Annotated in this window: 9 protein-coding genes and 1 pseudogene; 6 read left to right on the top strand and 4 right to left on the bottom strand. The window is 61.3% G+C overall.

Going from position 1 to position 11,738, the window contains the following annotated elements; all coding sequences use genetic code 11:
• Positions 1 to 54: 54 nt before the first annotated feature.
• Positions 55 to 1,098, bottom strand: a complete 1,044-nt coding sequence (locus C8J36_RS16150; RefSeq protein WP_062596057.1) for a sugar ABC transporter substrate-binding protein — start codon at positions 1,096 to 1,098, stop codon at positions 55 to 57.
• 262 nt (positions 1,099 to 1,360) lie between these two features.
• Between C8J36_RS16150 and C8J36_RS16145 the strand changes: the two genes are divergently transcribed.
• A complete protein-coding gene (locus C8J36_RS16145; protein WP_132536374.1) occupies positions 1,361 to 2,380 on the top strand; it encodes a LacI family DNA-binding transcriptional regulator in 1,020 nt (339 codons plus the stop codon).
• Between the two features lie 90 nt (positions 2,381 to 2,470).
• On the opposite strand, the gene C8J36_RS16140 is transcribed toward C8J36_RS16145, so the two are convergent.
• Together C8J36_RS16140 and C8J36_RS16135 are read right to left on the bottom strand one after the other, a co-directional pair.
• Positions 2,471 to 3,379, bottom strand: a complete 909-nt coding sequence (locus C8J36_RS16140; RefSeq protein ID WP_245506589.1) for a HAMP domain-containing sensor histidine kinase — start codon at positions 3,377 to 3,379, stop codon at positions 2,471 to 2,473.
• 209 nt (positions 3,380 to 3,588) lie between these two features.
• Positions 3,589 to 4,332 carry an alpha/beta hydrolase gene (locus C8J36_RS16135; protein WP_245506588.1) on the bottom strand — a complete coding sequence of 248 codons (744 nt, stop codon included), beginning with the start codon at positions 4,330 to 4,332 and terminating at the stop codon, positions 3,589 to 3,591.
• A 311-nt stretch (positions 4,333 to 4,643) separates the two neighbouring features.
• Here C8J36_RS16135 and C8J36_RS16130 point away from each other — a divergent pair, with 311 nt between their 5' ends.
• Complete coding sequence (locus C8J36_RS16130; protein WP_132536368.1) at positions 4,644 to 6,464, top strand: methyl-accepting chemotaxis protein; 1,821 nt, start codon at positions 4,644 to 4,646, stop codon at positions 6,462 to 6,464.
• A gap of 528 nt (positions 6,465 to 6,992) precedes the next feature.
• On the opposite strand, the gene C8J36_RS16125 is transcribed toward C8J36_RS16130, so the two are convergent.
• Complete coding sequence (locus C8J36_RS16125; RefSeq protein WP_165915079.1) at positions 6,993 to 7,964, bottom strand: DUF535 family protein; 972 nt, start codon at positions 7,962 to 7,964, stop codon at positions 6,993 to 6,995.
• An 87-nt stretch (positions 7,965 to 8,051) separates the two neighbouring features.
• Here C8J36_RS16125 and C8J36_RS25370 point away from each other — a divergent pair.
• The 4 genes and pseudogenes from C8J36_RS25370 to C8J36_RS16105 form a co-directional block, all read left to right on the top strand.
• A pseudogene (locus C8J36_RS25370) lies at positions 8,052 to 8,286 on the top strand (transposase); the annotation flags it as partial.
• Positions 8,287 to 9,174: 888 nt separating this feature from the next.
• Entirely contained in the window at positions 9,175 to 10,311 is a 1,137-nt protein-coding gene (locus C8J36_RS16115) for a transporter substrate-binding protein (protein WP_132536638.1), read from the top strand.
• Positions 10,308 to 10,889: an ANTAR domain-containing protein gene (locus C8J36_RS16110; protein WP_132536364.1), complete on the top strand. Its 582-nt coding sequence runs from the start codon at positions 10,308 to 10,310 to the stop codon at positions 10,887 to 10,889. Before C8J36_RS16115 ends, C8J36_RS16110 begins: the two co-directional genes overlap by 4 nt.
• Positions 10,889 to 11,737, top strand: a complete 849-nt coding sequence (locus tag C8J36_RS16105; protein WP_132536362.1) for an ABC transporter permease — start codon at positions 10,889 to 10,891, stop codon at positions 11,735 to 11,737. Before C8J36_RS16110 ends, C8J36_RS16105 begins: the two co-directional genes overlap by 1 nt.
• The last annotated feature ends 1 nt before the right edge of the window (position 11,738 follow it).

Below are 11,738 nucleotides of genomic sequence, written 5' to 3'. Positions count from 1 at the left end.
AGGAGGGATCGACCGGTCGAGCCGAAACGCGACCGGTCGCTTGCCGCAAGCGGCTTACTGGATGCCGAGCTTGGCGCAGCCTTCGGCATATTCGCCGGTGCAGACTTCGGCCACCGTCTGGATCTTCTTGTCGAAGATCTCGGCCTTGATGTTCTCGGCCGTTACGACAGCGGGCACGAAGAGTTCCGAAGGGGTGTCGTAAAGCGAGGTCTTCGCTTCCGGCGTCTCGCCCTTCAGAAACTGGACGGCAACCTTCGCGGCCGCCGCCGCCACGATTTCCGACGGCTTGGAGATCGTGTTGTACTGGTCGCCCGAGATGATGAGCTGCAGCGCGGCGATGGTCGCATCGTTGCCCGTGACCGGAGGAACAGGATTGACGCCGGCCGCCTTGAAGGCCGCAATGGCGCCACCGCCGGTGCCGTCATTGGCCGCGACGACGCCCTTGATGTCGGCTCCGAAGCGGGTGATCTGGCCGGCAGCCCATTCCTGCGCCTTTGGCGGCGCCCATTCCGGCGTGTCGAATTCCGCGAGCGTCTTGTAGCCGGAATCCTTCAGGCCGCGATGGATGCCGTCGCGGATCAGGCCGGCGGCAGCGTCCGTGGGCGAGCCGTTGATCTGCAGCACGCCGGCACCTTCGGCAGCGCCGCTCTTCTTCAGATGGGCAACGAGCGACTGGGCGATGGCGTGGCCGATGCCTTCATTGTCGAAGGACACGTAGAAATTGGCGGCCTTGGCCGGGATCGGACGGTCATAGGCGATGACCTTCACATCCTGCGACTGGGCGATTTCCACGAGCGCCGCGGCAGCGGCGGAATCCACCGGGTCGAGAACGATGACCTTCGCGCCCTGCGCGATGACCGAGTTGAACTGCTGCTGCTGCAGGGCCGTGTCGGCATTGGCGTTCTGGTAGATGACGGTGCAGGCCGCGCAGAGCTTTGCCATCTCGGCCTTGAAGCCGGGATAGTCGTGGTTCTCGTAGCGTGTCGAGGCCTGGTCCGGCATCAGGAACGCGACGGTCGCGGCTTCCTGCGCGAAGGCAGAGCCCGAGAACATGGCGGCGACAGCCGTCGTCACCAGCAGTGTAGAGCGAAAAGTCATAGTCTCCTCCTTTTGAAATCGTCTGCGTCACCGAAGACCTCGCCACACCTCATCGTCGCCGACGCGCGGGATGCCATTCGGCATCGCGGTCCGCAGAGCCGAAACATCGTGCTCCGGCATCGGCTTCGATCAAAATTGGGCGAACATCTCCCGGCCAACCCTCCAGTTGGCCAATTCATCGATTGCGCACTCTTGCTCAATCGATGGAGCATGTTTGTCACGAGATTGAATCGGTGTCAAGTTGGGGAGAATGGAGACTGATGTGAATCAGGAAAAATCATCGAAGAAGACGACCATCTACGATCTGGCAGAGCTTGCCGGCACGTCGGCCAGTGCCGTCAGCGCGGTTCTCAACGGAACATGGAAGAAGCGCCGGATCAGCGCCAAGCTGGCCGAGCGCATCACCGCGCTCGCCGACGAGCAGGGCTATGCAGTCAACATGCAGGCGAGCCTGCTCCGGCGGGAAAAATCCAAGATCATCGGCATGATCGTGCCGAAGTACGACAATCGCTATTTCGGCTCGATCGTGGAGACGTTCGAGACGATGGCACGCGAGCGCGGGCTCTTCCCCATCATCACCTGCACGCGGCGCGATCCGGAACTGGAGGTCGAGGCGGCGCGGACCATGCTGTCCTATCAGGTGGAATGGCTCGTCTCGACGGGCGCGACCGATCCGGATCGCATCAGCGACCTGTGTGCGGCTGCAAACGTCGGGAGCCTGAACCTCGACCTTCCCGGCACCAAGGCGCCCTCGATCATCTCGGACAATTTCACCGGCGCCCGCGAACTGACCCGCCGCATCATGCTGAACAGCCGTGTAAAGTTCGGGCAAGCCCAGCCGTTGCTTTTCATTGGCGGCCGAGCCAGCGACCACAACACGTCGGAGCGCATCCGCGGCTTTCGCGCGGCGCATGCCGATATCGGCGTGCCCGTCGACGAGAGCCATATCCTGGCGAGCGGCTATGCACCGGAAAAGGCAGAGGCCTCGCTCGCGTCATTGGCGAGAACGGAGGGATCGCTGCCATCGGGGATGTTCGTGAACTCCACGATCTCACTGGAAGGCGTGATGCGCTGGATCAAGCGCTCGGGCCATTATGGCGAGTACTCGCCCGTCATCGGCTGCTTCGACTGGGACCCATTCGCCGCTCTTTTGGGCGACGATGTCGAAATGGTCCGCCAGGACGTCCCCTCGATGCTCGACGCCGTTTTCGCCATCATAGAGAGTGGCGCGGCAGCCGGTACACGGATCGAGATTCCACCCATCTTCAGCGAGAACTTCTAACCTCTCGCTGACGCTCGACACGATGTGCGCTTCGTTCGCGTCTCTTCCAGGGGCATCGCAGAGATGGGATCTTGCCGAGTGTTCCGAGCATCAGCTTGCCCGAACCGCTGACAAGCGCAGCCTGAAGCTCGTCACGCTGTCCTCTGATGTCACATCTAAAACCGCATCGTGCGCCTTCGCTATCTCGGAGGCGATGTGCAGCCCCAGGCCGAGACCTTCGCTATAGCCGCTGGACGCGCCGCGGACGAACGGCTCGAACAAGCGATCCATCGCGTCCGGCGGGATCGTCGGGCCTTCATTGGTGACGATGACGGTGAGATCTCCCGATGCGGTGCTGACGGCGCTGAGGCGGACGGGACGATCCGCCGCCCCATGCGAGATCGCGTTTCCCAGCAGGTTCGAAACGAGCTGAGCGATGCGGCTCGGATCACACTCGACCGGCGTCCGCAGGTCGAAACTTGCGTCGATGACCCTGTCCGGGTTCGTGGCTCGAAGTTCATCGACAACCTGGCTCAAAATTGCCGGAAGCTGGTCGGTGATGCACTGGGTCAGCACGATGCCGCCACCAAGCCGCGCGCGCGCAAAATCAAGGATATTCTCGATGAGGCCGAACATCCGTTGGACGCTTCCCTCCATGAGAACGAGGACGCGCGCACCGCGTTCTGTCGTAGCCTCACGTGAAAGAGCCCTGATGCCTGCCGATACGGCAGCCAGTGGATTGCGCAGGTCGTGCCCGAGGACGGCGACGAACTGTTCGCGCAGCTTGCCCGTCTCCAACTCGCTGTGGCGCGCCACCTCGGACGCCTCTCGCGCCTCGAGAAGACCGCGCTCGTACCGGCGGCGCTGGACGGCTGGAAACACCGTGAGCCTGATCGAAGACTCCTGTTCGCCGGCAGGACAGAAGAGCGCGCTGACACTGGCCGGGAAAGCCCCTCCGCCGGCGTCGAGGAAGTCGAAGGAGATCTCGTGGCTGGCGCCTCCAAGGCGCAGAAGCGGCATGAAATGGGTCTCATAGGCGATCCGACTCGAAACGCTGAGGCGCGCCGCGATCCGCTTTCCGACAAGCTCGGCACGCGCGCACGAAAGCCAACGGCAGAAGGTCCCGTTGACCATCCTGATCGTCCCGTCCTCGCTGAGCACGAGGTACCCGCAGGGTGCATTCTCGAAAAGATCGTCCGGGGTCGGGAAAGCTGTTGCTGCCGGTCGAGTCATGGCGATCCGACAAACGCCTTGATTGCCTCGTTGACGGCATGGGGCGCGCTGAGATTTGGACAGTGGCCTGTGGCATCGAGTATGACGAGCGACGCGTCGGGAACCTGCGAGGCCACATAGGCCCCGATATGCTCTCCGGCCAGGATGTCATCCCGGCATTGCAGGACAAGCGTTCGCGCGGAGACTTTGGGAAGGTCCGGTCGATTGTCCGATGTGAATGTGGCCCGCGCAAACGTGCCCGCGATAGCAGGATCCATCCGGCAGAATGCACTCGCAAGCTCCTGCCCCAGCTCGGGCCGGTCAGCATTGCCAATGATCGCAGGTGCCATCGTGTTCGACCAGGCGGCGTAGTTGTTGCTCATCGACGCAAGAAGCTCATCGATATCGCCCTGCGTAAAGCCACCGAGATAATCCCCGTCATTGAGGAAGTATGGTGACGGGCAGACCAGCACGAGCTCGTCGAACAGTTCAGGCGCTTCGATCGCGGCGAGGACGCCAATCATCGCGCTCACCGAATGCCCGACAAAGATCCCGCCTTGAACCGTCGCCTCGCGCGCAATCTCGATCACATCCTCGGCGTACCCTTTTAAAGTCGCGTACTTGCCCGGATCGAAGGCATTGCTATCCGACCCCCCGCTGCCGACATGATCGAAGGTCAGAATCCTGAACTCTTCCGAAAATTGCGGGGCGACGTATCGCCACATGCCCTGGTCGCACCCATAGCCGTGGGCAAACATCATTGTCCGGGGCCCGTTCCCGGTGGTCCTGACATTGTTACGCTGATGCGCGGAGAGAGGCATTCCATTTCCATTCGGCCCAGACGCCCCGGATACCGACCCGATACCGACAGTGGCGCTTCAGTTCATCCGAATATCGCAAAATTCAAGCGTTTGGTAGCGGCAAGCGGATTGAACGGCGGCTTCCGTTGCCATCACCAGGCAAAGCCTCGGTCGAAGGTCACCTTCCCGCATCCCAAGCCGGTTAAGATATTCCTTATTTGTTTTGTGTCATTCTGTCGCTTGTCACTGGAAGTCGGGCGTGGGGTGGGAAAATGACAACGATCAGAAGCAAGATGATCATCGTGAGTGTCGCGATGTTCGCGCTGGCCGGAGGCTCGGCAGGGGTCGGTCTCCTCAGTTCGCGCTTGCTGACGGCAAACGTCACCGAAGTCTCGGACTCCGCCAGCATCCTTCGCAACCATATGGAGGCGGACATGATGCATGACGCCCTCCGCGCCGACGTTCTCTCCGCGATGCTGTCGCGGGATCCATCCACCAATATCGAGATTTCCGAGGTCAAAAGCGATCTCGCAGAACATGTCACCAACTTCCGCTCGGCGATTACCGAAAACACGAAGCTGGCAGGCGAAAGCCCGATCGGCAGCGTGCTGAAAGACCTGAATGCGCCGTTGCAGGACTATATCGAAACCGCAACGCAACTCGTCGACAAAGCCACCTCCGCTCCAGACACAATGCAAACCGCCTTCCCGGACTTCAAGGCCAAGTTCACGGCCCTCGAGTCTGCCATGGAGAAGGCCGGAGACGCGATCCAGATGTCGTCCGAGGACGTCCTGAAGCACAGCGATGCCCTCTCGACGCTGGTCTCGAAGGTTCTGCTGGCCATCCTCGCCTTCTCGGTCGCGTCCGCACTCGTGCTGCTCGTGATCAGCCGCCGGACGATCACGAAGCCGATAGAGACCTTATCGCTAGCGATGCAGGGCCTTGCGGCGGGTCATACGGAATCGAGCGTCGCCGGCAAGGATCGGTCCGACGAGATCGGTCAGATGGCAAAGGCCGTGGAGGTCTTTCGTCAAGCGGCCATCGCAAACCGGAAACTCGAGACCGAAGCCGAGGCCCAGAGACAGAAATCGGAGAGCGACCGGGCCGTTTTTGCAAGGGACGCGGAGGCTGCGGCACAGCAGCGCCTGCAGCAGGCGACGAGCAGCCTTGCGACGGGCCTGCGACGCCTTGCAGACGGAGACCTGTCCTTTCAGCTCCAGGAACCATTCGCTCCGGATTTCGAGTCCCTGCGCCACGACCTCAATCATGCCGTCTCCCGGCTTGGCACCACGCTGAGCTCCGTCGCGCATGCGGCGATCTCCATCGATAGCGGCACGCGGGAGATCAGCACGAGCTCCGACGACCTGTCCAAGCGCACCGAGCAGCAGGCCGCTTCGCTGGAAGAGACCGCAGCGGCGCTCGATCAGATCACGGCCAATGTCTCGAACGCCTCCAAACGGGCCGACGAGGCCCGCGAAGTCGCGATCCTTGCGAACACCAGCGCAACCCGCTCCGGTGTTGTCGTGGCCGGAGCTGTCGGCGCCATGGAACGGATCGAGGAGTCCTCGGGCAAAATCTCCAACATCATCGGCATTATCGACGAGATTGCCTTCCAGACGAACCTGCTGGCCCTGAACGCAGGGATCGAGGCCGCGCGAGCGGGCGAGGCAGGACGAGGCTTTGCCGTCGTCGCCCAGGAAGTGCGCGAACTGGCGCAACGTTCCGCCCAGGCAGCCAAGGATATCAAGGAGTTGATCCGCATCTCGTCGACCGAGGTCGCCAGTGGCGTCACCTTCGTTCGGGAAACGGGGGAAGCGCTGAAGGCGATCGAGACCCACGTCTCCAGCATCAACCGACACATGGACGCAATTGCCACCTCCTCGCGCGAACAGTCCGTCGGCCTTGCGGAAGTCAACACGGCCGTCAACCAGATGGACCAAGTGACGCAGCGCAACGCGGCCATGGTCGAGGAAACAAACGCCGCCAGCGCAACGCTCGCCAACGAGAGCCTCGTGCTTCACGATCTCATCGCCAAGTTCAAGCTGACGAACGACAAGGATGTGGCAAGAACTGCGGGACGGCATGCCGCATGATAGGCGCTTGATGGGGCGTCCGCGTTTGAGCGGGAGCTCTATCAGCATCGGCATGGTCGGCGTGGCATCAATGATGCCCTCCGATATGCGTGACGTAAAGGCGCGCCCAACTCCATTGTTGTTGTGCGACATATAGGACGTGCGTTTCGCGCCACGCGGCCGATTATCGTCTAGCCTATGCCGGCCCGCCCAGAGCCGGTGCGGATGAGGATGCGCCAGCGGCACGACCATCGTGTGCACAACGCCGATTCCGCTCATGCATGTTCTACAAGTATCGGTAAATTTGGCATAGCCTCGGGTAAGCCCGTGTATGTCCATGAACCGGTCAACCATCCCGACTGGCGCTCAAGCGTCGCCTTGGACGGATCGACTTTCAATGCATCCAAATCATTGCAGCCGTGAGATAGACGAGCTTTCGAAGTAAACCGCAAAGTGGGCTTGCTATGCTCCGGCGTTCAAGGTTGAAAAGCAAGGTGGCCGGTTTGAGTTAGCAGCGACAGACCAACGCAATCAGCTTGCATCCTGGCATCAGACCGGCTCGACCTTATCAATCTGGATTGTAGCAGGGTCAGAGAGCCGATTGCCCAAATCCTGTTTAAGCGCGTCGATCAAGGCCAGCTTTTTACGCCGAGCCTGGCGCCTTTTTGCCGGGATGTCGGAGTCGTCGCGCACCGGCGCAACGAGCGGAACATCAAAGAAGCCGTCGCTTCGCAGCGTACCGCCACGTTCCCGCCAGAGCGCATCATAATCGAACATCACCGGATCGGCATAGCCGGCATCGCTATGAGCAAATGCCGTCTGCCCGTTTCGGATCCGATCGGAGACGCATAGGATCCTGCTGACATTTGCGCTTTGGCACAGCGCGCGGAACATTTCGACGAGCATATCCTGTGGCCGCGTGCCACCAGCAGCTTTGGTGAAGGCTCGGTTGCGCAGGAGAGCATCCTTTCCGCTGCCGCCTTGGATCCCGCCGACGTAAGCCGTTCGATCTCCATTTCGCTCGCGTGCCAACGTGAAGACGATCGCAAAGATACGCTCTTGCCGGTCCATCAGGCTCAAGACGAGAAGACCTTCGCGAAACAACCACCGCGCGGAGTCCAAGACGAGCAAAAACGAGGGACCGATCCGGTCCATGGTCATCAGGGTAGCGGCTTCGTTCGGCTTGATGTCAAATGGCCGTCCGATCGACTCCATCAGATCGCAATGATCAATGATCCGACGAAACCGGTCTCGAGCCGTCCAATGCGCGGCGACGAAACGGACACGGAGAAAACTCCATATTTCCGGCCTTGCGGCAACCAGGCGTTCCAGCGTGCTGCCCCGGCGCGCGTGGATTAACGCTGACAATTGCCGCCAGTGAAAGAGAGCTGACGCGCCGTAAAGCAGCGGCAGTCCATAGGGTCGATACCGGCGAACGAAAGCCGGCAGCCATCGGAGGCTTGCGTGACGATTAAGCTTCGCTGATTTGACCTGTTCATCCGTCAAGACAGATTTTGCCATCAGCTTCCTTAAAGCCCGACCGAAAATTGAGTTAAGCCATTTCAGTAGCTTGTGATTCACCGGACTTGCGAAGACCACGGGGATCACATGGGCTGGACTGAACCCGCTCGGCGCCAACATGACAGAAGCAGGCTGCGCTATGCAAGCGGCCGCACCGATGAGGCGTGGGCTGTCGTCCGGCCATTATGATTGAGGCATACCTCCAAGGTCGGATGCCCGCGCATGCACAAGGCGTACCCTGTGGAATGCGATCCAGTATATCGCATCGACGGGGTGCCAATGGGCGCAACTGCCCAAGGACTTCCCGTCCTTCACAAGTCTGGTGGAGTGGCCGTAGCCTCCCTACCAACCTATCTCTGCGCCGATGAATTCCTATGAAAGCCAGTTCCGCCCGATCGTCGATCACGACCATAAGCCGTCCGACGAGCTGGATGGCGAACAGGCGCGCGCGCTCCGCGCTCATTTTCGGGATGCCGGAGACGCAGCTCTCGCGGGACGGGTTCTTCGTTGAATATGAATGCTGGTCGCTCAACTAGGACATCCTTCTCGCCGTGACGGTCACAGACGACCACAAGAGCGGGACCCAGGCGCTGTGCGCGCCGAACCTTGCCCTCGATCATGCCCTCGATATGGATTCCTGACGGCTGCCATCCGTGCTGCCGTCCCAAAGCGGCGCGACCTGAGCCACCCCGCGCATATCGTCCTGCGGGGTGGAAGCAGTCAGTTCAATAAAACCAGTATCCGACTGCACCGAAACCATCGGCGCGCGTCGGGACCGGAAATTATCTGCGCCTCACGGGATGTTTGTTTCGCCAGACTGCTCGCGGCGCGGCGCTAGGTCTGGATAGGTACCTGCCAATTTTGCACTGCAAAACGCGACGGGTCGTCAATGACCGAAAGTGAATGCCGTTACTACACCGATTTCTGACACGGTCATCGAGCGCTATTTTTCTTGCCTGCTCAAGCTTTGTTGGAAAAATCCAAGCATGAGATGAGAATCTTGGCTCTGACGCGAATGCCAATGTCAGACGCTTTTCTTTCAGGAAGACGTACCCCTTGACAAAACAGACTTGCCCGTCTTTTAATCATGCTACACGATTAAGCAGTCGTCTTCTTTCACATGGCCTTTCATGGCCGCTGGGCAGTTTGGCCTCATGACGTCCCGTCTTCATGGGAAACGCGTCATGGGGCTTTTTCGTTTGGGCTTATCATGCGCGACGCGGTGAAGATCGGCATTCTTTATTCCACCACTGGTCCCTACGGATCAATGGGGCGGGATGCGCGGGACGGGGCGGAGATGGCGCTCCACGAACTGCAAACGGCGCATGAGAGGCGCATCGTGCCGGAATTCATCGATCCGAAGGCGCATATTCCGGACTATCTGGAGGGCGCGCGCAGCCTGCTGCGCGATCGGGGGTGCCGGCATATTGTCGGAACCATCACTTCGCTGGCGCGCAAAGAAGTGCTTCCTCTTGTTGAGAAGCATGACGGCCTGCTGTGGTACATGTGCCCTTACGAGGGCTTCGAGGCCAACGAGAACGTTGTCTATATCGGCGGCTGCCCGAACCAGCATCTCCTGCCGGTCTTCGACTATTTGCTGCCGCGTTATGGCAACCGGCCATATCTGGTCGGGGCGAACTATGTCTGGGGCTGGGAGATGAACCGGTTGGCGCGAGAACTGATCGGGGCTGCGGGCGGCGAGGTTCTGGGCGAGCGGTATCTTCCGTTCGAGGAAACTGCGGTCGAGCGCGTCGTCGCCGACATCGAACTGCAACGGCCAAGCTTCATTCTCAACAACCTGATCGGCCCGTCGAGCTATGCTTTTCTTGCCGCCATCAAGGCGCTCGGCGCGCGGGACCCAGCTTTCCGGCCCGAAAACTGCCCGGTCGTCAGCTGCGATCTTACCGAGTGCGAACTGTCCGCTATAGGCGCCGGCGTTGCGACGGGTCAACTCTGCGCCGCGGCCTATTTCGACAGCCTCGACACGCCGGACAATATGGATTTCAAGCGGCGGGTCACGGCCCGATTCGGGGCGGAGCGGCGGATTTCAAGCGTGTTTGCCTGTGCATACACCTCGTTGAAACTCTGCGCCGAGGCCATCATCGCCGCCGGCACCGACGATCCGGTGGCGGTGCGGAAAATCTTGTCGGCGGCTCCCGCCCGCTCCGTTCTCGGGCCGATCCTCATCGATCCCGACACCCATCATGCAGCGCTGCCATTTCATCTCGGACGCATTACCGATGACAACGGCTTCGCGATCGTGACGTCGCAATCCGCCATCGCCGCCGATCCCTATCTGACCGGGCGCAACCGGCGCTCCCTGCGGCAACTGCGGGTCGTCTCATGAGGGAAACCCCGAACTTTACCGGCTGGCACGCCGCGCTCCTGCATCGCGAGGACAGTCTGACGGAGCGTCTCATCCGTCAGCTCAAGCTTCTCGGCTGCTCCGTCACGCAGCAATGGGCGCCCCTGGACGAGAATGCACTGCCGGATCTTGTGCTGGTCGATGCGGATCAGGGTTGGGACGGGCTTCTGCCCTGGGGCGGCGGGACCGCACCTCGTCCGCTGGTCGCCCTTCTCGGCTCGGAAGCCCCCGGACGTATCGCCTGGGCGATCCAGCAGGGCGCGGGTGCGATTATCGCAAAACCGCTCTCCGTTTCCGCGGTCTATCCGGCGCTGGTAATGGCGCTCGGCATCCACCGGGAGCGCCTTGCGGTCACGGAAAAGATCGCGCATCTCGAAGAGCGCGTCCGCTTGCGTCCGCTCGTTCACGCCGCCGTGCAGCAGATCATGGCGGCGCGGAAAGTCGACGAGCACCATGCCTACGACACGCTGCGCAACTGCGCCATGAAGCGGCGAATGGCCATGGAGCAGATGGCCGCCTCGATCGTCGGCGGCGCAGAGCCGATGCCGGAGGCCGTCTGATGCGTGTCCTGAAAGCGATGATCCGCCAGCCTTCGGCGCTTTTCGGTCTCTCAATCGTGTTCATCGTCATCGTCCTCGCCATCACCGCACCGCTCGTTGCGCCCTACAGCCCAGACGAACAGATGTTCTACGGACTGACGCTCGAAGGCGCGCCGATGCCACCGGGTGCGCAGTTTCTTCTCGGCACCGACACGCTGGGTCGCGACCTCTTTTCGCGGCTTCTCTACGGCGCCCGAACCTCGCTCGTGATCGGTCTCGTCGCCAACGGGATCGCCGTGTCGATCGGCCTTCTCATCGGCATCCTCGCCGGTTACGTGCGCGGTCTCATGGGCAATCTGCTGATGCGGTTCACGGATTTGATGATGGCGTTTCCCGCCCTGCTACTCGCAATCGTGCTGGCGGCGCTGCTGCGCCCAAGCCTCTGGATCGTCGCGATGGTGATCGCGCTGGTCAACTGGGTGCAGGTGGCGCGGATCGTCTATACGGAGACACGCGGTCTCGTAGAGCGCGACTTCATTCTGGCGGAGCGCGCGCTGGGAGCGGGCCATGTCCGCATCCTCGTCTACCATATCCTGCCGCATCTGATGCCGACGGCGATCGTCTGGGGCACACTCGGCATCGCGACCACCGTGCTTCTGGAGGCGACCCTGTCGTTCCTCGGCATCGGCGTGCAGCCGCCGCAGCCCTCCTGGGGCAATATCATCTTCGAGAGCCAGAGCTATTTCCAGGCCGCTCCCTGGCTGGTCTTCATTCCAGGTGCGGTGATCCTGCTGACGGCGCTGTCCTTCAATCTTGTCGGGGACGCGCTGCGCGACATTCTCGATCCGACGCAGCGCGGGAGAGGGTGAA

The organism is Rhizobium sp. PP-F2F-G48 (genome assembly GCF_004342335.1).
Classification (GTDB): Bacteria; Pseudomonadota; Alphaproteobacteria; order Rhizobiales; family Rhizobiaceae; genus Ferranicluibacter.
This window is presented reverse-complemented; position numbering and strand designations above follow the sequence as displayed.